The sequence below is a fragment of the Spongiactinospora sp. TRM90649 genome, from assembly GCF_029382225.1.
Taxonomy (GTDB): Bacteria; Actinomycetota; Actinomycetes; order Streptosporangiales; family Streptosporangiaceae; genus Spongiactinospora.
Genome location: NZ_JARLTC010000003.1, coordinates 87,282 through 107,308 on the forward strand (window position 1 = coordinate 87,282; position 20,027 = coordinate 107,308).

General features: G+C 72.1%; 16 protein-coding genes. 9 read left to right on the forward strand and 7 right to left on the reverse strand.

The window, feature by feature from the left end; all coding sequences use genetic code 11:
* Positions 1–48: 48 nt before the first annotated feature.
* From P3X83_RS04635 to P3X83_RS04660, 6 genes are all read left to right on the forward strand, one after another.
* A complete protein-coding gene (locus P3X83_RS04635; protein WP_277303591.1) occupies positions 49–1,242 on the forward strand; it encodes a cytochrome P450 in 1,194 nt (397 codons plus the stop codon).
* 28 nt (positions 1,243–1,270) lie between these two features.
* Positions 1,271–1,924 carry a TetR/AcrR family transcriptional regulator gene (locus P3X83_RS04640; protein WP_277303592.1) on the forward strand — a complete coding sequence of 218 codons (654 nt, stop codon included), beginning with the start codon at positions 1,271–1,273 and terminating at the stop codon, positions 1,922–1,924.
* Positions 1,925–2,102: 178 nt separating this feature from the next.
* Entirely contained in the window at positions 2,103–2,564 is a 462-nt protein-coding gene (locus P3X83_RS04645; protein WP_277303593.1) for an ATP-binding protein, read from the forward strand.
* A gap of 82 nt (positions 2,565–2,646) precedes the next feature.
* Complete coding sequence (locus tag P3X83_RS04650; protein WP_277303594.1) at positions 2,647–4,059, forward strand: amidase; 1,413 nt, start codon at positions 2,647–2,649, stop codon at positions 4,057–4,059.
* Between the two features lie 345 nt (positions 4,060–4,404).
* Positions 4,405–6,261 (forward strand): serine protease, encoded by a 1,857-nt coding sequence (locus P3X83_RS04655; RefSeq protein WP_277303595.1) that lies wholly within the window; start codon positions 4,405–4,407, stop codon positions 6,259–6,261.
* A 325-nt stretch (positions 6,262–6,586) separates the two neighbouring features.
* Positions 6,587–9,214: an NPP1 family protein gene (locus P3X83_RS04660; RefSeq protein WP_277303596.1), complete on the forward strand. Its 2,628-nt coding sequence runs from the start codon at positions 6,587–6,589 to the stop codon at positions 9,212–9,214.
* A gap of 84 nt (positions 9,215–9,298) precedes the next feature.
* On the opposite strand, the gene P3X83_RS04665 is transcribed toward P3X83_RS04660, so the two are convergent.
* Genes P3X83_RS04665 through deoC form a run of 4 tightly spaced genes read right to left on the reverse strand, consistent with a single transcriptional unit; the run spans position 9,299 to position 12,719 of the window.
* Positions 9,299–10,168, reverse strand: coding sequence for an aldehyde dehydrogenase family protein (locus tag P3X83_RS04665; RefSeq protein ID WP_277303597.1), 870 nt, complete (start codon positions 10,166–10,168; stop codon positions 9,299–9,301).
* Positions 10,161–10,313 (reverse strand): hypothetical protein, encoded by a 153-nt coding sequence (locus P3X83_RS04670; RefSeq protein WP_277303598.1) that lies wholly within the window; start codon positions 10,311–10,313, stop codon positions 10,161–10,163. The genes P3X83_RS04665 and P3X83_RS04670 overlap by 8 nt, the downstream gene beginning before the upstream one ends.
* A gap of 37 nt (positions 10,314–10,350) precedes the next feature.
* On the reverse strand, positions 10,351–11,778 hold the full coding sequence (locus P3X83_RS04675; protein WP_277303599.1) for an aldehyde dehydrogenase family protein: 1,428 nt from the start codon (positions 11,776–11,778) through the stop codon (positions 10,351–10,353).
* A 2-nt stretch (positions 11,779–11,780) separates the two neighbouring features.
* Positions 11,781–12,719, reverse strand: coding sequence for a deoxyribose-phosphate aldolase (deoC, locus tag P3X83_RS04680; protein ID WP_277303656.1), 939 nt, complete (start codon positions 12,717–12,719; stop codon positions 11,781–11,783).
* Between the two features lie 243 nt (positions 12,720–12,962).
* Between deoC and P3X83_RS04685 the strand changes: the two genes are divergently transcribed.
* The 3 genes from P3X83_RS04685 (at position 12,963) to P3X83_RS04695 (ending at position 16,911) form a co-directional block, all read left to right on the forward strand.
* The gene (locus P3X83_RS04685) at positions 12,963–13,130 is read left to right on the forward strand and encodes a hypothetical protein (RefSeq protein WP_277303600.1); all 168 of its coding nucleotides are present in this window, start codon (positions 12,963–12,965) and stop codon (positions 13,128–13,130) included.
* 145 nt (positions 13,131–13,275) lie between these two features.
* Complete coding sequence (locus tag P3X83_RS04690) at positions 13,276–16,173, forward strand: helix-turn-helix transcriptional regulator (protein WP_277303601.1); 2,898 nt, start codon at positions 13,276–13,278, stop codon at positions 16,171–16,173.
* A 42-nt stretch (positions 16,174–16,215) separates the two neighbouring features.
* Positions 16,216–16,911: an NPCBM/NEW2 domain-containing protein gene (locus tag P3X83_RS04695; RefSeq protein ID WP_277303602.1), complete on the forward strand. Its 696-nt coding sequence runs from the start codon at positions 16,216–16,218 to the stop codon at positions 16,909–16,911.
* Between the two features lie 24 nt (positions 16,912–16,935).
* On the opposite strand, the gene P3X83_RS04700 is transcribed toward P3X83_RS04695, so the two are convergent.
* The 3 genes from P3X83_RS04700 to P3X83_RS04710 all read right to left on the reverse strand — a co-directional run bounded on the left by P3X83_RS04700 (position 16,936) and on the right by P3X83_RS04710 (position 19,968).
* A complete protein-coding gene (locus P3X83_RS04700) occupies positions 16,936–17,502 on the reverse strand; it encodes a TMEM165/GDT1 family protein (protein WP_277303603.1) in 567 nt (188 codons plus the stop codon).
* A gap of 254 nt (positions 17,503–17,756) precedes the next feature.
* Entirely contained in the window at positions 17,757–18,806 is a 1,050-nt protein-coding gene (locus tag P3X83_RS04705; protein ID WP_277303604.1) for a UDP-N-acetylmuramate dehydrogenase, read from the reverse strand.
* 46 nt (positions 18,807–18,852) lie between these two features.
* Positions 18,853–19,968: a hypothetical protein gene (locus tag P3X83_RS04710; protein ID WP_277303605.1), complete on the reverse strand. Its 1,116-nt coding sequence runs from the start codon at positions 19,966–19,968 to the stop codon at positions 18,853–18,855.
* Positions 19,969–20,027 lie beyond the last annotated feature (59 nt).

The window sequence follows — 20,027 nt, forward strand, 5'->3', positions numbered from 1 at the left end:
GTTTAGGTGTACGCGTTTCTTGACCGTGAGTCGATCCGGGAGGAAACAATGAGCGCACCCGCGATCCTGCCCTTCCACATGCGGCGTTCCGGGTTCGACCCGGCACCAGAGTTGTCGGCGCTGCGCGACGACGAGGGCGTCAGGCGCATCACCACCCCGTTCGGCGTCGACGCCTGGCTCGTCACCCGGTTCGCCGACGTCCGAGCGGTGCTGTCCGACTACGAGCTGTTCCGCATCGTCCCGCGCCCCGAGCTTGAACGGGGGGCCGCCAAGCTGAGCGACGAGGACGCCGCCCGGCTGCGCGCGGGCAACCTGCTGGGCGTCGATCCCCCCGACCACACCCGGCTGCGCCGGATGCTGACGGGCGAGTTCACCGTCCGCCGGATGCGCAGGCTGGAGCCCCGGATCAGGGAGATAGTGGACGCCCACCTCGACGCCATGGAGCGCGAGGGTCCCCCGGCCGACCTGGTCACGTCCTTCGCGCTGCCGATCCCCTCACTGGTGATCTGCGAGCTGCTCGGCGTGCCGTACTCCGACCGCGACGAGTTCCAGCGCCGGTCCAACCGCCTGCTCGACATCTCGATCCCGCTCGTGGACCGGGTGGCCGCGCAGGGCGAGATGCGCGGCTACATGTCCGAGCTGGTCGCGCGGGCCAAGGCCGATCCGGGCGACGACCTGCTCGGCATGCTGGTGCGCGAGCACGGCGACGAGCTGACCGACGCCGAGCTGGCCGGCATCGGCTCCCTGCTGCTGGTGGCCGGGCACGAGACGACCTCCAACATGCTCTCCCTGGGCACCCTGGCCCTGCTGCGCCACCCCGAACAGCTCGGCCTGCTGGCCAAGGAGCCCGAGCGGATCGACGAAGCGGTGGAGGAGCTGCTGCGCTGGCTCAGCATCGTGCACGCCGTCACGATCAAGGTGGCCACCCGCGACACCGAGGTGGGCGGCCGGGCGATCGCGGCGGGCGAGCTGGTGATGTGCTCGATACCCGCTGCCAACCGCGACCCCGCGCTGCTGCCCGACGGCGACCGGCTCGACATCGCCAGGGCGGGCGCCGGGCACGTCGCCTTCGGTCACGGCGTCCACCACTGCCTGGGCGCGCCGCTCGCGCGGATGGAGATGCGCACCGCCTACCCGGCGCTGCTGCGCCGTTTCCCCACGCTGCGCGAGGTCGAGCCGGGGCCCAGGTTCCGGTCCTTCCACATCGTGTACGGCCTGGCCTCCCTCCCGGTGGCCTGGTAGCCGCGCGGTCCCGGTCAGCGTGCGGCCCATGGAAGAGCGGCGTTCCCCCCGGCGCGCGTCCGGCCCGGCCCGGCGGGCGGACGCGATGCGCAATTCCGGAAGGATCATCCAGGCCGCCATCGCGGCGCTGCGCGACGAGGGCCCCGGGGTTTCCCTCGACGAGATCGCCCGCCGGGCCGGAGTCGGCGTGGCGACCGTCTACCGGCGCTTCGGCGACCGCGACGGCGTGATCAGGGCGGCCTTCGAGAGCTACTTCGCCGACGAGGTCGAGCCGCTGGTGCTCGCCGCCGGGGCCGACGCCGACCCCCGGCACGGCCTGGCGGGCGCGCTGGCCGCCGTGGTGGACACCATGGCCGCCCACCGGGTGCTGCTGGCCGCCGCCCGCGAGTCGGGCGCGTTCACGGTGGAGATCGCCGAGCGCTTCATGGGGCCGCTGGGCGACCTGCTGGCCGCCGCCCAGCGGCGCGGGCTGGTCAGATCCGACCTGATCACCCGCGACCTGGCCGCGATCGTGGTGATGGCGCTGGCCACCGCGCGCGACGACGACACGGGCGCCGCCCCCCGCCGCTACCTGGCCCTGCTACTGGACGGCACGCGCCCCTCCCCCGACCCGCTGCCGGCCCCGCCCTCCACATCGCCGCTCGGCGGCCCGCCGGGGGGCGTGCGGCCCTCGCCCGAGTGACACGCCCCCAGGGCCGAACGCCGTTCGTCGACTGCCTGACGCCGTTCGCAGAGTTCCCCGACTGACTGCGTGTCGGACGGGGATGTCGTCAAGGTGACGTGGCCGCTGACACACCACCCCGGGCACGGCGAAAGCCCCACCGGCCCGGGTCCTGTCCCAAGACCGGAGCCGTGCCCCGATGCCGAACCCCAGTCCTCCCATAGCGTCCGGCGACACCCGCTCGCGCCAGGCGTGCTTCGACGTGCCCGACCGGCTGGAGGCGATCGGTGAGGCGCGCCGGTTCGTCCGCCAGGCGCTGGCGCGCTGGCGGCTGGCCGACATCACCGACGACGTGGCGCTGATCGTCACCGAGCTGATCACCAACTCCCTGGCGTACGGGAAGGAGCCGATCAGGCTGACGCTGCGGGCCGACGGCCGGGCCGTGCGCGGCGAGGTCAGCGATCACGGCTCGGCCCTGCCCACGCTGATGCCCGCCGACCTCTACAACGAGCACGGCCGGGGGCTGATCCTGGTCAACGCCTACGCCGACCGGTGGGGCATCGATCCGGCCGCGTCCGGCAAGACGGTGTGGTTCGTCCGCCGGGCGGCGGCGGCCACCGAGGAGTTGCATCCAGCTCCGGACCGCACGTTCGCGTGGTGAACGGCGTCCCGGATGTCACGGGTTGCACACGAATGACCTTCGCCGGGTTCCAGAGGCGGATCACCAGGAGAACACTTCGGGCATGTCATGGCTTGGGCATACCGCCGTCGAGATCGCCGCCGCGGTCCGGCGCGGTGAGACGACCGCTCACGAGGTCGTCGCCGAGCACCTCGCGGCGATCTCCGAGCGGGCCGGGCTGGAGGCGTTCCGGGTCGTGCGCCAGGCGGCGCTGGCCGAGGCGCGCGCCGTCCAGGACCGCGCGGATCTCGCGCGGCTGCCGCTCGCCGGGGTGCCGGTAGCGATCAAGGACAACATCGCGGTCGCGGGCGAGGCCGACCGGAACGGCTCGGCCGCGACCCCGGCGGCCCCGGCCGCCGCCGACCACCCCGTGGTGGCCAGGCTGCGGGCGGCGGGCGCGGTCGTCGTGGGCGTCACGAACGTGCCCGAACTCTGCCTGGCCGGATTCGCCGACAGCTCCTACGGCATGCCGCGCAACCCCTGGAACCCGGCCCGTACGGCGGGCGGCTCGTCCTCGGGCAGCGCCGTCGCCGTCGCCGCCGGTCTGGTCCCGATCGCGCACGGCACCGACGGCCTCGGCTCGCTGCGCATCCCCGCCGCCTGCTGCGGCCTGCTCACGCTCAAGCCTGGCCCCGGGGTGGTGCCGCCGCAGGCGCGCGACTGGTTCGGCCTGGCCGAGAGCGGCCCACTGGCCACCACCGTCGCCGACCTGTCGCTGGCGCTCGCCGTGATGGCCGACGACATGGCCCTGGCGACCGCGTGGCGCACCGGCGGCCGCACCCGCATGGCCTGGGAGCCCGGCCCCGCGAGCGGCCCGCTCGGCTCGGCCGCGGCCTGGCGGGAGGAGCCGTTCGAGCTGCGCGTCGCGGTCGCGCCGGCCCCGCTGCCGCCGGGGTTCGGCATCGACCCCGAGTTCCAGGCTGCGGTGCTTGAGGCGGGCGAGATCCTGCGGGTGGCGGGGCACACGGTGGTCCCGCACCCCGGCCGCTTCCCGATGCGCCTCGGCCCGGCCGCGCTCGCGCTGTGGGCGCGCGCCGCCGCCGACGGCGCCCACGGCCTGGACCGCGCCCTCCTGGAGCGCCGCACGCGGGCGCTGGCCCGCGCCGGGCGCGTCCTCGACGCGTTGCGCCTCACCGGCCGCGCCGCCTACGAGCGCTGGCGCGCCTACGGCGCCGACCGCTGGTTCGGCGACGCCGATGTGCTGATCACGCCCACGCTGGCGCTCGCGCCGCCCCCGGCCGACCGCTGGGGCCGCAGGGGACTGCTGCCGAACGTCTCGATCGCCGCCCGCTACGCCCCCGTGACCGGGCCGTGGAACCTGGCGGGCTGGCCCGCCATGTCCGTGCCGCTGGGCACGCGCGGCGACGGCCTGCCCATCGGGGTCCAGCTCGTCGCGCCGCCCGGCGGCGAGGCCCACCTGCTCGGCCTGGCCGCGCAGATCGAACAGGCGCGCCCGTGGCCGCGCCACGCCCCCTGAGCGTTCAGCCGGGAGGTCGCCGAAGAAATCGGTAGCTGTTACGGATACGGCTACCGATAGGTCTTGGGCCTATTTTTGGCCCACGCATGATTCGGCGACATCGGCGGCCGGGCCGGATATCCCCTCCACGGCCCTTCACCGGTGACGACGGTGCGGCCAAGGGGCCCCGTCCCGGAAGCGGTAACCCCGCTCACCCGGACGGGGCCTCCGCCACCGATCCCCCGTCAACCCACTCCCCCCAACGCCCCCAACCGTCTCCGCTCATCACTCCACCTCACCCCCCCCACCGTCCCGCGCGTGATCCGCGCTTCCGGGCGGCCATGTCCAGTGGAGGTGCTCCCCACCATGAGCCTTCGACGACATCTCGTGACGGCGTTACTCCCCGCGATCCTCCTGGGGATCGCACCGGCCACGGCTCCGGCCACCGCACAGACCGCCGGGACACCACCGGCGCACGCCTCCGCCACCACTCCCGAGAGTCCGGTGGCGTCCTCCGGAGAGGAACGCGAGGCCGACATCACCCTCCGGTACGGCACCGACGGCCGAATCCGGAGCGCCAAGGTGACGCGCCCCGGCGCCGGCTACGTGAAGGTCCACTTCTCCGCGTTCCGCCTGCTGCCGGGCGACCGCGTCACGGTGGCCGACCCCGCGGGGCGCGAGGTGCACACCTACTACGGCGACCCGACCCGAGGCGGCAACGCGGGCGGCTCCGGCCACACCGAGCACGGCGGCCCAGGCTTCGCCGCGCTGTCCATCGACGGCGACACCGCCGTGGTCACCCTGCACGCGCGTACCGCCCGCCGCGACGCCGGACGGCTGGCCCGCGAGGGCTACGGCGTCCGCGTGGACCGCTTCTGGCGCGGCTTCACCGCCGACGAGGCCGCCGCGCGCTCCAGGGCGCTGACCGTGTGCGGCACCGACGCCCGCCGTGACGTGGTCTGCTACCGCGACAGCCACCCCATCGAGTACGCCAGGGCCAACGCGGTCGGCCAGCAGCTCCTGAACGGCCTGGGCTCCTGCACGGTCTGGAAGGTCGGCAACACCAACCGCCTGCTGACCAATAACCACTGCATGGAGAACGCGGCCGACCTGCGCGCAAGCGAGTTCAAGTTCGGCAACGACTGCGCCACCTGCGGCGGGAACGACCCGCGTCCGGGCACCAAGGTCGGCCCCGGCGAGTTCCTCAAGACCAGCGGCCTCAACGCGCTGGACTACACGCTGTTCAGCGTGGCCGACCCGGCCGCCATCCAGCAGTACGGCACGCTCTACATCGAGCCGCGCGAGCCGATCGCGGGCGAGCGGATCTACATCCCCGGCCACGGCGACATCAAGCCCAAGCGGCTGTCGCTGTACGAGGACGACCAGGGCGGGGCCACCTGCAAGATCGACATCGTGTCGTCGGGCGTGAACACCGGTTACCGCTGCGACAGCTCGGGCGGCAACTCGGGCTCCCCGGTGCTCTCGGCGTCCAGCCACAAGGTGATCGCGCTGCACCACCTGGGCGGCTGCCCGAACTGGGGCACCCGGATCACCCTGGTCTACAACGAGATCGCCGCGCTGATCGACAACACCCCGCCCACCGGGGGTGACGACTTCTCGGTCGCGGTCTCGCCGTCCTCCGGGAGCACCGCGCCCGGGGGCGTCCTGACCGCCTCGGTCTCCACCGTCACCACTGGCGGCCAGCCGCAGAACCTCACGCTGAGCGTGAGCGGCCTGCCCGCCGGGGCGAGCGCGAGCCTCAACCCCGCCACCGTGCGGTCCGGCGCGAGCTCCACCCTGGCCATCTCCACGGGCGCCCAGACGCCGCCGGGCACCTATCCCCTGACCGTCAGCGCGGCGGGCTCGACCGGCACGCGAACCACCGGATACACCCTGAGCGTGGGTTCGACCTCGGTCTGTCCGGGCTACGAGACCACCAAGACCGGGACGATATCAACGCAGGAGCAGTACCAGCCGGACGGGCGTTACTACCAGACCACCGTGTCCGGCCCGCACCGAGCCTGCCTGAAGGGCCCGGCGACCGGCGACTTCGACCTCTACCTGCAGAAGTGGAACGGCGCCACGTGGGCGGTGGTCGCCCGGTCGACCACTCCCAGCAGCGACGAGAACCTCACCTACACGGGTTCGGCGGGCATCTACCGCTACCGGATCCACGCCTACAGCGGTACCGGCTCGTACACCCTCGGGTACGACGCGCCGTAGCGATACCACCTCCCGGCCACGGCGAGGCGGCGCGGGCGGACGGTGGGCCCCCACACTCCGCCCGCGCCCCACGGGCTCCTGCCGCCCGCGCCGTACCCGCGCGCGGCGGCGCTGATTCCCCTCCCGGCGCCGCCGCGCCCCTTTTGTCGTGCCCTAGGGGAAATGGGCAATGAATGGTCTACCGACCGGACAGTGCCGTGCGCCAGAGTCCCTCTCGCGGCCGATCCGTGGCCAGGACGGCAGAGCGGGCGGATGACACGCCCCCGCCGTCGTGAGCCGACGCCGCTCCCCCGATCGAACAGGCCACCGGAAGGGACGCCGATCAGTGAGGTTTCCGAGCAGCAGCGCCTGGCGGCACGCGACCGGGGTCAGCCGTCGCGGCACAAGGCCGCGGCTTGCCGTACCGGCCCTGGTGATGAGCCTGATCGCGGGCACCGCCATCACCTTCGCGGCCCCGCCCGCCTGGGCGGAGCCGCCACCCAAGGAGATTCCGCAGGAAGGTCACGTCAGCGACGCGCACCTGAAGTTCCAGCCGTTCATGGACTACGACAACGACGGCTGCTACCCGTCCGTGGCCATCGGTCGGGACGGGGCCATGAACCCGGGGCTCGAACTGGGGGGTGCCCGCAACGGCGCCTGCCACGACGAGTCCGACCTGGACAACAGCAACATGTACGCGCGCACGCGATGCAACTCCAACGGCTGGTGCGTGCACAAGTACGCCCTGTACTTCCAGAAGGACCAAAAGCTCGACGGCGATCTCGTCGGCAACGGGCACGTCAACGACTGGGAGCACGTCGTGGTGTGGACCAAGGACGACAAGGTCCGGTACGTCGCGGCCTCCCAGCACGGCAGTTACGTCGTCCGGGAGCCCTCGGAGATCGAGATGGGCTGCGACCGCGAGGGCGAGACGAACTGCAACCATCCGAAGATCGTCTATCACCTGCAGGGCGGTGACACGCACTCGTTCCGCTTCGCCGACAAGGGCGAGCAGCCGGAGAACCACTACAAGCGGTGGCACCTGCCGGATTTGATCAGCTGGAGCGGCTTCCCCACGAGCGCGTTGCGGGACAAGCTGGCCGCGCACAACTGGGGCAGCGCCACCCTCGCGCTCAAGGACCAGAACAATGAGTTCGCCCGCGACCTCGCCAAGGCCCACCGCAGGCTGATCGCCGTGGACGACGGCTACGACGAGGTGGAACTGCCCTTCGACTTCGACATCTACACCAACGAGGTTCCGGCCGGAATGGCCGATCCGAACAGCCCGCCCGACGACGATCCGGAGGACGGCGGCAGCGGCGACAACACCGCCGACTCCCTGCGGGTGATGGGCCTCGGCTCCTCCAGCGTCTACGGCCAGGGCAGCAGCCACGGCAACGGCTACCGCGACGTGGCCGACCACGGCTTCAGCGACCTGTACGAGAACAGGTCGCCGCTCACGGCGCTCGCCGCCGAAGACACCACCCCCAAGGTCGACTGGGTGGGCTCCGTCCGGGTCGGCACCATGCCGGACCGCGACATCGAGGGGTGGAAGGGCTACCGGATCGACCAGATCGCCGGCAAGGCACAGTGCGCCGTGAAGACCTACCAGCCCAACCTGATCACGCTCATCGCGGGCGGCAATGACGTGATCTACGACGACCGGATGGACACCGCGATCGACCGCCTCGAATCGTTGATCAAGCAGGTCATCCGAGACTCCCGGGGCGTGACGGTCCTGGTGGCCGGCATGCAGCCCTTCCGCGACGCCGGCACCGACCAGCGCGGCAGGGCGTTCACCGCCCAGATCGACGGCCTGGTCGAACGGCTGGCCCGCGAGGGCGAGCACGTCGTCTACGCCGACACCACCGGGCTCACTCACTCCGACATCGGCTCCGACGGCATCCACGCCACCGACGAGGGCTACCGCAAGATCGGTGAAGCCTTCGTGAAGGCCGCCCGCTACGCCAAGGACAAGGGGTGGATCTACAAGCCCAACCCCTTCGCCCCGAACGTGCACTCCAACCCCTGCGGCCTGAAGGACGACGGCACGGGGGCCGAGGGCGCCCAGGACTCCGATCCGTCGAAGCTCGGCCCCTACTGGGATGATCGCGGCGTCATCCAGGACAAGCAGTACGACTCCTCGAACCGGTACCTGCTGGTGGACATCAACAAGGACGGCAAGGCCGAGTTCGTCTTCGTGGACAAGTACCAGAACTTCCGGTTCTGGTGGAACAGCGGACCCTCCGGCAAGAACTGGGTGCCGTTCGTCGAGGGGCAGAACTCCTACCGTCCCGCCGCCGGGGCGGTGGGCAACCAGTTGCGCTTCGGCGACATCGACGGCGACGGCTTCCCGGACTGCATGATCGTCGATCTGACCGGCCGGGTGACCGCGTTCACCTGGAAGGGCGAGAATCCGTCGGGTTCACGAATGTGCATGCGCAAGTACGACGGCGTGGCGAGCGTGTTCTCCAACGGTTCCGAGGGCGACCGGCTGAACACCGACCCGGCTACCAAGATCCGGTTCGCCGACGTCACCGGAGGCGGCCGGGACGACTACTTGCTGATCAAGCCGGACGGCACGACCACCGCGTGGTACAACCGCGACTTCCAGACCAAGGACGACCGCAAGTGGCTGGACTGGACGCCACCCAAGAAGATCGGCGGCGCCCTGGTGAACCCCAGGCAGATCAGGTACGCCGACATCAACGGCGACAAGCGGGCCGACCGCATCCTCATCACCGCCCGAGGCGGCGCGCGGGCGTGGCTCAACGAAGGGGCCCGGGGCGCCGGCGGGAAGTACCGCGACATCGGCAGGATCGCCGGTGACGCCGAGGTGCCCCCGAAGGACGTCCAGTTCGCCGACATGGACGGCGACGGCAAGGCCGACTTCGTACGCATCGGCTGGACCGGCGTCGCCCACGCCTGGCTCAACAAGCTCCCGCCGGACTACTTCAACAGCTTCCACCCGTAACGGCGGCTGAAAGACTCCGCCCGGCCGCCCAGGAGGCGGGCGGCCGGGCGGGACTCGACCAAGCGGGACTCAGCCGGTCGGGAATCAGGTGCCGGCGGGATGCCAGACGGTACGGGTCTCCAGGAACGCGGTCATCCGGCCGGTGCCCGGGTCGGCCGTCCAGTCGTCCCGGGCGGGGCCGCGGACGCGCTTGAGGTTCTCGGCCGCCGCGCGCTCGCACTCCACCGCCAGGTCGTCCGGGCAGCCGGTCAGGTCGATCGCGTTGACGTCCATGTGGCTCGCCAGCCAGGGAGCCAGCTCGGCCGGGCGGCCCGTGAGCAGGTTGATCACCCCGCCCGGCAGGTCGGAGGTGGCCAGCGCCTCGGTCAGCGTGACGGCGGGCAGCGGCGCCCGCTCGCTCGCCACCACCACGCACGTGTTCCCGGTGACGATCACCGGGGCGACCACCGAGACCAGCCCGAGCAGCGGGTCGGACGGCGGCGCGACCACCGCGACCACGCCGGTCGGCACGGGCGTGGACACGTTCAGGTACGGCCCGGCGACCGGGTTGACCGCCCCCTGGATCGCGGTGATCTTGTCGGACCAGCCCGCGTACCAGACGAGCCGGTCGACCGACGCGTCCACCGCCTCGCCCGCCTTACGGGCGGACACCCCCTCCACGGCGGAGATCTCCGCCGCGAACTGGGCCCGCCGTCCCTCCAGCATCTCGGCGATCCGGTAGACGACCTGGCCGCGGTTGTACGCCGTGGCCCCGCTCCACCCGGGGAACGCCTTGCGGGCCGCGACCACGGCGTCTCTGGCGTCCTTGCGGGACGCCCTGGCCGCGTTGGCCAGGAAGTCGCCCTTGGAGGAGGTCACCGGATAGGACCTTCCGCTCTCCGAGCGCGGGAACTTCCCGCCGATGAACAGCTTGTAGGTCTTGCGGACGCCGAGCCGCGCGCCGGACTCACTCATGGCCGCCGCCCCTCCAGGTGCTCTGGTGCGAGGGACGCTCGGACTCCATGATCTGCCCGCACCGGCTGACTCCGCCGCGGTGGGCGAACCAGCCGCCCCGGCGTGCCGTACGGCCGGCCGCGGCGAACGCGTGCCCCCCGCTCATCTGGGCTCTTCTGGCCGCACGTTTCGGGCGGCGGTGGTCACACATCGAGGTACGCCTCAAGGCCATGACGTCCACCTTCGCGCCCGTACCCCGACTCCTTCAACCCCCCGAACGGCGAAGCCGGGTCGAATCGGTTGAAGGTGTTCGCCCAGACCACCCCCGCGCGCAGCCGATCGGCCACCCACAGGATGCGTGAGCCCTTCTCCGACCAGATGCCCGCGGACAGCCCGTACGGCGTGTTGTTGGCCTTCTCCACCGCCTCGGCGGGGGTGCGGAAGGTGAGCACGGAGAGCACCGGGCCGAAGATCTCCTCCCGGGCGATCCGGTGCGACTGCGCCACGCCGGTGAAGACGGTCGGCGCGAACCAGAACCCCCGGTCCGGCAGTTCGCAGGACGGTGACCAGCGCTCGGCGCCCTCCGCCTCGCCCGCCGCCACGAGTTCGCGGATCCTGGCGAGCTGGGCCGCCGAGTTGATCGCGCCCACGTCGGTGTTCTTGTCCAGCGGGTCGCCCACCCGCAGGCGTCCGAGCCGCCGCCGCAGCGCCGCGAGCAGGTCCTCCTCGATGGACTCCTGGACCAGCAGCCGCGATCCGGCGCAGCACACGTGGCCCTGGTTGAAGAAGATCCCGTTCACGATGCCCTCGACGGCCTGGTCCAGCGGGGCGTCGTCGAAGACGATGTTGGCCGCCTTGCCGCCCAGCTCCAGGGTGACCTTGCGGCCCGAGCCCGCGGCCTGGCGGGCGATCTGCCGTCCGACCCCGGTGGAGCCGGTGAAGGCGATCTTGTCCACGCCGGAGTGGGCGACCACGGCCGCGCCGGTCTCACCGGCGCCGGTGACGATGTTCACCACCCCGGGCGGCAGCCCGGCCTGGTCGCAGATGCCCGCGAACGCCAGCGCGGTCAGCGGCGTGGTCTCGGCGGGCTTGAGCACCACGGTGTTGCCGCAGGCCAGCGCCGGGGCCACCTTCCAGGCCAGCATCAGCAGCGGGAAGTTCCACGGGATGACCTGCCCGGCCACCCCGAGCGGGCGGGGGGCGGGGCCGAACCCGGCGTGGGCGAGCTTGTCGGCCCACCCGGCGTAGTAGAAGAAGTGCGCGGCCACCAACGGGAGGTCCACGTCGCGCGACTCGCGGATCGGCTTGCCGTTGTCCAGGCTCTCCAGGACGGCCAGCTCCCGCGCCCGCTCCTGGATGATCCTGGCGATCCTGAACAGGTACTTGGCCCGCTCGGCGCCGGGCAGCGCGCTCCAGGACTCGAACGCCTTGCGCGCGGCGCGCACCGCCCGGTCGACGTCGGCCTCGTCGGCGTGGGCCACCTCGGACAGGGTCTCCTCGCTCGCCGGGTTGACCGTCTTGAACGGCGTGCCGCCGCCGTCGGTGAACTCTCCCCCGATGAACAACCCGTAGGAGGAGTCGATCGAAACCACATCCCGCGACTCGGGCGCGGGCGCGTACTCGAAGACCATGATCAGTCCAGGGTGTAGTAGTCGGGGCCGGCGTAGCGGCCGGTGGTCAGCTTGCCGCGCTGCATCAGCAGGTCGTTGAGCAGCGAGGACGCCCCGAGCCGGAAGAGGTCCGGGGTCAGCCACTCCTCTCCTGCGGTCTCGTTGACCAGCACCAGGTAGCGGATGGCGTCCTTGGTCGTGCGGATGCCGCCGGCGGCCTTGACCCCGACGCGCCGCCCGGTGGCGGCGTGGTGGTCGCGCACCGCCTCCAGCATGACCAGCGTGACCGGCGTCGTCGCGGCCGGGCTGACCTTGCCCGTGGAGGTCTTGATGAAGTCGGCCCCGGCCAGCATCGCCAGCCGGCTCGCGCGCCGGACGTTGTCGTAGGTGGCCAGCTCCCCCGTCTCCAGGATCACCTTCAGGTGGGCCGCGCCGCACGCGGCCTTGATGGCGATGATCTCGTCGTAGACCTTGCGGTAGTCACCGGCCAGGAACGCGCCGCGGTCGATCACCATGTCGATCTCGTCGGCCCCGGCCGCGACCGCCAGCGCCGTGTCGGCCACCTTGACCTCCAGGCTGGAGCGCCCCGACGGGAACGCGGTGGCCACCGCGGCCACCTTGACCGGAGTGCCGGCCAGCGCGGTCACGGCGACCTCGATCAGGTCCGGGTAGACGCACACCGCGGCCACGTGCGGGACGGAGGCGTCGGCCGGATCAGGCCGCGCCGCCTTGGCGCACATCGCGCGGACCTTGCCCGGGGTGTCGGCACCCTCAAGCGTGGTCAGGTCCACCATCGAGACGGCCATGTCGATCGCCTGGGCCTTGGCGGTGGTCTTGATCGACCGGGTGGCCAGCATCGCCGCCCGTTCATCGGCGCCGACCCGGTCCACGCCGGGCAGGCCGTGCAGGAACGCCCGCAACGTGGCGTTGGAGGACACCACATCCGCGTAAGCGGTAGTCAGTGTTGACACAGGTCCAGCATCGCCGACCAGCGCGATCCAATCCAAACCGGACCCGGCCGAGGGTCGTCACGGCATTTCGTCAACATTCGCTCGTGTAACCCCTAAGACCCCTTCTAGGTAGTCCTAGGGCGGTAGTACGACCAGGTAAGGCCCGGAGATAAGGCATCCGCCCGATGTGTCGGAGGGGGTCTTAGAGCGAACCTTGAGATGTCAGCAAAAGGACATCGACCAGGGAGAACCCCCATGGGACCGGAACTGCACTACGAACTGATCCTCAACCGCGTCAGCGAGCTGCACGAGGCGGCGGCGGCGCACCGCAGGGCCAAGGAGGCCGACAAGCGGCGCAAGTCTTCAGAGGGGACCCGCGGCTCGCGGAACCGCTCCCTCTTCGCCAAGCTCCGCACCTCATGACCCCCCACAGAGCGCCCGGCCGAAACCTCCCTCTCGGCCGGGCCTCGAAACCCCCGTGAAGGCCGGTGGCCTGGCGCGATGTGCGCCCGGGCGCCGGCGTTCAGCCGACCGAAAAATCAGGCGATTCCCCAAGGTGGGGCATGACATGCTGGACGACATGGTGGGTCGGACGGTCAGTCCTGTCTTCGTGGGGCGGGAAGCCGAGCTGGGGGTCCTGACCGAGGCGTTCGACGAGGCGCGCAAGGGGGCGGCGTCCGTCGTCTTACTCGGGGGCGAAGCGGGGGTGGGCAAGACCCGCCTGGTGGGCAGGTTCACAGAGCACGCGATCGACGAGGGCGCCCACGTGCTCTCCGGCGGCTGCGTCGAACTGTCCGCGGAAGGTCTGGCCTACGCCCCGTTCACCGCCGCGCTGCGGCAGCTCGTGCGGGAGATGGGGGCGGCGCCGGTATCCGCGCTGCTGCCCGACGGCGCGGGCCGCGATCTCGCCCGCCTGTTGCCGGAGTTCGGGGAACCCAGCGGCGACACCGAGACCGAGACCGCGCGGGCCCGGCTGTTCGAGCAGATCCTGGCGCTGCTGGAACGCCTGGCCGAGCGGCGTCCGATTGTGCTGACCATCGAGGACGTGCACTGGGCCGACCGCTCCAGCCGCGACCTGATCGCGTTCCTCAGCCGCAACCTCGGCACCGCGCCCGTCCTGATGATCCTCACCTTCCGCTCCGACGAGCTGCACCGCCAGCATCCGCTGCGGCCCGTGCTGGCCGAGCTGGGCCGCGTCGAGGGCGTGCTGCGGATGGAGATCCCCCGGCTGACCCACGACGAGGTCGCCGCGCAGATGGCGGGCATCCTGGGCGGCCCCGCCGAGTACCACACCGTGCTCAGCGTCTTCCAGCGCAGCGAGGGCATCCCGCTGTTCGTGGAGGCACTGGTCGAGGCGGGAGGCGACTCCTCCCTTCCCGAGTCGCTGCACGACCTGATCACCGGCTCCGTGGAGAACCTCCCCGACGAGACCCAGCGGGTGCTGCGGATGGCCGCCGCCGGGGGCACCCGGATCGGCCACGCCCTGCTGGCGGCCGTGAGCGGGCTCGCCGACGCCGAGCTGGAGGACGCCATCCGGCCCGCGGTCGCGGCCAACGTGATCCAGGTGGCCGACGGCCGCGCCTACGTGTTCCGGCACGCGCTGATCCGCGAGGCCGTCCACGACGAGCTGCTGCCCGGCGAGCACACCCGGATGCACGCCAGGTTCGCCGAGGAGATCGAACGCCACCGCACGCTGGTCCCGCCGGGACGCGCCGCGATCGAGATCGCCCACCACTGGTATTCGGCGCGTGACGACTCCCGCGCACTCAACTCGGCCTGGCTGGCCGCCCGCAAGGCGGCGCACGCGTTCGCCTACACCGAGCAGATGCAGCTCCTCGAACGCGTGCTCACGCTGTGGGACAAGGTGCCCGACGCCGCCGAGCGGATCGGCGCCGACCACACCCACGTGCTGGAACTGGCCTCCGGCGCCGCCCTGTCCAGCGGCGAGCACGAACGCGGGATGAAGTTCGTCAAGGCCGCGCTGTCCGAGCTGGACGAGCAGGCCGAGCCCGAGCGGGTCTCCGAGCTGATCGTGCTCCTGGCGCAGATCCAGAAGGAGCGCCGCAAGCCGGGCGCGCTGGAGAACCTCCGCCGCGCCGAGCGGCTGGTGCCCGACCCGGGGGCCGCCCGCGCCGCGGTGCTCACCAAGCTGGGCAGCTACCTGTTGTTCAGCGGCGCGATCGCCGAGGGCACCGCGCTGACCAGTGAGGCGCTGCGCATCGCGCGAAGCGTCGGCGACGAGTCGCTGGTCGCCGACCTGCTGATGAACATGGCCATCGGCCACTCCATCGACGGGCGGCTGGAAGAGACCATCGCCACCAACAACCGGGCGATGGCGATCGGCAGACGCCTCGGCCACGGCCGGCTGATCCTGCGCGCGATGGGCAACAACATCGACGCGATGAACAACCTGGGCCGCTCGGAGGAGGCCGTCGCGCTGGCCGTCGAGGCCGAGCGGCTGGCCAGGAAGTACGGCCGGTACCGCGTGCAGGGCCTGTTCATGACCCTCAACCGGGCCGAGGCCCTCGACTCGCTCGGCCGGTGGGACGAGGCGATCGAGGTGATCGAGTCGGCCCTCACCAGAGACCCGGTCCTGCAGACCCGCCACCACCTGCTGCGCGCCAGGGGCGACATCGCCGCCGCCCGGGGCGAGGCGGACGTGCTGGAGTCGGTGCTGGCCGAGCTCGACGCCTTCACCGGCCCCATCGACGACGCCGCCCAGGAGACCACCGGCAACACGCGGCTGCTGATGGCCTACCACCGGCTGCGCGGCGAGCCGGGCAAGGCCCTCGACAGCGCCGAGCGCATCCTGCGCGACGACCGGCTGTCCAGCAAGGCGCTGATGGGCTGGCGGCTGCTCGCCGACATCTGCACGGTGTGCGACTCCTACACCCACGAGGCGTTCGACGAGTCGCAGTCCGAGCGGGCCCGCGTGGTGCGCGCGCTGGCCGACGGCATAAGGGCCGGGATGCACGTGGACGGCCCGGTCGGCGACGCCTACCGGATGATGTGCGAGCGCGCCCACGACGAGGCCGCCGCCGCGTGGGCCCGGCTCGGCCGGTGCTACCCGCAGGCCAGGGCGCTGGTGATGGCCGCCAAGGAGGCGAGCGTGGCCGGCGACCGCGAGGCGGCGGCCGTCCGGCTCCGCGACGCGCACCCGCTGGCCGTGTCGCTGGGCGCGCACCCGCTGATCGAGTCGATCGAGGTCCTGTCGCGCCGGGTGGGCGTGTCGCTGGACGGCGGGGCTCCCCTCGCCGACACGACAGGGGCCGACCTGCTGACGCCGCGCGAGGTCGAGGTGCTGCGCCTGGTCGCGCAGGGCCGCTCCAACCGCGACATCGCGGCCGAGTTGTTCATCTCGGCCAAGACGGTGAGCGTGCACGTCTCGAACATCCTGGCCAAGCTCGGCGTGTCCAGCCGTACCGAGGCCACCGCGGCGGCACATCGCCGTTCACTGCTGACCTGATTCGGGCCGCCTCGGGGGACGCCGGGCACTACCCTGCTGGGCGTGAACCAAAGATCACCCGGAGGCGATCAGCACGCCTTACGCAGCGCCCTGATCACCGGTGTGGCCACCGTGCTCGCCGCAGGGGCGGGTGCGTTCGTCACCTGGATTCTCACCGGGCAGAATCCGGCGCCGCGGACGTCCGCGTCGGCCGTCGTGACGCGTACCGTCACGCAGACGGCCACCGCCACGGTCACCACCGTGGCGACCACCGGCGGGGCGGAGGCCGAGCCCTCCGCCTCCTCCGAGGAGGCCCCCTCGGGCGACTCTCTGGCGCTGACGAGCCTGAACTCCACGGGCGACGCCCTGGTCCAGGGCACCTGGACGCTGGCGGGCAAGAAGTACCCGAAGAGCCTCTCGACGTCCGACGTGTGCGGCAACGACTCGACGGTCGTCTACCAGTTGCCGCGCCCCTACCAGGCGCTCACGGCCACCGTGGGCCTCGACGACGAGGGCGGGCGGCGCGACGCGGGCGACGCCGTCAAGTTCGAGGTCTACGTCGATCTGGACGACGACCTCGAAGCCGACGAGAACGAGCAGGTGACCGTGGTCGCGGCCGAGTACCGCAAACCCGGGCGGATCAAGGCGCCGCTCAAGGGCGCGAGCACCGTGATGCTTCGCGTGAGCTCCGGCTCGTGCGTGCTGTCGCCCGCCGTGTGGGGCGCCCCGGCGGTGTCCGGGCCGGTCGGGACCGGGTAGGACCGGTCACAGGAGCGGGACCGGTCACAGGAGCGCCTCGGCGATCAGGATCACGCCGAAGATCGCGAACGCGGCGGCGGCGCCGTACCTGATGAACCTCTCCGGCAGGTGCTTGCCGAGCATCCGGCCGACCACGATGGCCAGGGCGTCGGCGGCGACCATGCCGACCGTGGAGCCGATCCAGGTGCCGAACCAGCCGTGCTGGGTGGCCAGGGTGATGGTGGCCAGCATCGTCTTGTCGCCCAGCTCGCTGAGGAAGAACGCGACGGTCACGGCGATCAGCGCGGACCTGGTGGTGCGCGACGCCTTGCTCGACTCCTCCTCGGTCAGCTCGTCGCCACGCAAAGTCCAGGCGGCGAAGCCGAGGAACGCCACGCCTGCCACGACGGCGATCGCGGTGGCCGGCAGGAGGTCACCGGCCAGCCCGCCGACCGCCACGCTGATCAGGTGCACGACCGTGGTGGCGATGGTGATGCCGGCCAGCACGGGCCACGCCTTGAACCGGGTGGCGAAGGTCATGGCCATGAGCTGGCTCTTGTCGCCGAGCTCGGCGACGAAGATCACAACCAGGCTGATCCAGAACGCTTCCAACGGGGGTGGCCTCTCCTGCGGCGCGGCCGGGCCGGAGGAGCGTGCACCGGGGGAGCCGGGGCAGGTCTTCGGCCCGGCAGCGGTCGAATACGACACGTCTACCAGGCCGAAGGTCTCGTCCGCCCGCGACTGCGGGCCCGCGTGACCGGGCGCTGGGCGCCAGTGTGTCGATCACGCGATTGGGACTACTCCCCTTCGGTGTTACTGGGAGCCTAACACCGCTCCACGAGCCGGTATTCCGGCCGTGAGAATGGTCACAGTGACACGCCGACGAGCACCGGCTCGTTGACGAGGGTCACGCCGAACTTCTCCGCGACGCCGTCGCGCACCTCTCTGGCCAGGGCGAGCAGTTCGCCCGCGTTGCCGGAGAGGTCGGGATTGGTCAGGGCGAGCGGGTGTTTACCGGAGATGCGGACACGCCCCGTGCCGTAGCCCTTGACGAACCCGGCCTGCTCGATCAGCCAGGCGGCGGGCACCTTCACCGCGCCGTCCGGCATCGGCCAGCGCGGATAGCCGACCGCGCGCAGCTCCAGTTCGGCGGCCTGCTCGGCGGTGAGCACGGGGTTGGTGAAGAAGGACCCGGCGCTGCGGGTGTCGGGATCGGCGGGGTCGAGGACCATGCCCTTGGCGCGGCGCAGCCCGAGCACGGCCTCCCGGGCGTCGGCCAGCGGCACCCGTTCGCCCAGCGGCACGCCGAGGCGCGCGGCCAGCTCCTTGTAGGAGATCGGCCCGGACAGCGGCGAGCGGGCCAGCGAATAGGTGACCGACAGCACGACGTGGCGGGCCAGGTCGGCCTTGAACACGCTGTGCCGGTAGGCGAATCCGCAGTCGGCGGCGGCGAGGTCGCGCACCTCGCGGGTGCGGCGGTCGAGCACCCGCACGCCGGTGATCGTCTGAGCCACCTCCTGGCCGTACGCGCCGACGTTCTGGATCGGCGTGGAGCCGACCAGGCCGGGGATGCCCGCCAGGCACTCGGTCCCCGACCAGCCCTCGGCCACGCCGCGGGCCGCCAGGGCGTCCCAGTCCTCGCCGCTCTGCGCGGTGACCAGCACCCGGTCGCCGTCGGTCACGACCTGAACGCCCTTGGTCGCCACCCGGACGGCCAGGCCGTCGAACCCCGCGTCGGAGATCACCAGGTTGCTGCCGCCCCCCAGGACGAGCACCGGCTCTTTCGCCGCGTCGGCGGCGGTGACCAGGCCGATCAGCTCCCCGGTGTCGCCCGCCTCGGCGAACGCGCGGGCCGCGCCGCCCAGCCCGAGCGTGGTGTACGGCCCGAGCCGCACCTCCGACAACCGTTCCGCCATGCGTCACTCCCCAACCGGCCGGACGTCGATCAGGCCGTTGACCAGCCTAGGGTGTGCGGGCCCCGGGTTTCGAACGCAGCAGCCGCAGGACACGGTCGTAGGTGCGGTGGGACTCGCGGTCGCGGTAGGCGGGATCCACCTCGTGGTAGGCGCGGTGGCGCTCCTGGTGGACCGGCAGCGTGCCCTCGGGGACCACCAGGTCGCCGGGGAGGGTGAGGGAGAACTCCAGGTCGGCGTTGCGGTAGTAGCGGGCCCGGTCGCTGAGGCCGCCGGCGTCGAGGGCGGCGGCCCGCCGTACGGCGAGCAGGTAGCCCAGCAGGCCGCGTACGCGCCCAGGACCGGCCGGGTGCCACTCGCGCCCGTCGTCGCCGGGATCGACGCCCTGCCAGCCCGCCGCCGTGGCCCCGGCGTGGATCGCGTCGGCAAGCGGGGTGATCGCGTCGCCGTCCAGGACCGTGGAGGTCTCCATCATCACGTGGATCTCGGCGGTGTCGATCCGCATCAGCTTGGTGCGGCTGGCGCCCCAGCCCGCCGAGCCGGAGCGCCAGTGCGGGCGCTCGGCGACGTGGAATGCGGTGATCCGGCTGCCGTGCGCGTCGGCGAGTTCGTGCAGGACGGTTCCGGCGCCGTCGATGTCGCCCAGGTCAAGTGCGATGATCTTGGCGTCGGTGTAGGTGAGCAGCGCGTCCAGGCACCGGCGGACGTCGCCGGGCCAGCCGTCCACCAGCAGGCCGACCGTCACGGTCCCGGAGGGCGTCTTGGTGTAGCGCTCGCTGCCCCCGGCGCCGCTGATGGCCTCATCGACCCGCGAGGTGGCCAGGCTGGCGTCCCAGAGCACCTGGGCGGCCACCACGCCCTCAGTGCCGGGTCCGGACGCCTCGGTGGGCTCGCCGCCCTTCTCGGGCCCATCTGGCTCTTCTACGGGCTCCAGGCGCTCTCGCGCGGCTGGGACCGGGATCGCGGCGACGGTGGGCCACACCTCGAACGGCGGCTTGGGCGCCAGCTCGAAGCCCTCGGGGCCGCCGTCCCGCACGAGCCAGCCGGCCTGCTCGATCTGGCCGCGCAGCACGTCGGCCGAGGCGAAGTCGCGGTCGGCCCGTGCCTTGGCGCGCTGCTCGGCCAGCCCCCTGACGTGGGCCGGCGCCTCTCTCCGTTCGCTCACCGCGCCACCATCCCCTTTCGCGCCTCGCGTGCCCCTGGGTGGGTTCCGGTACCGGCCCC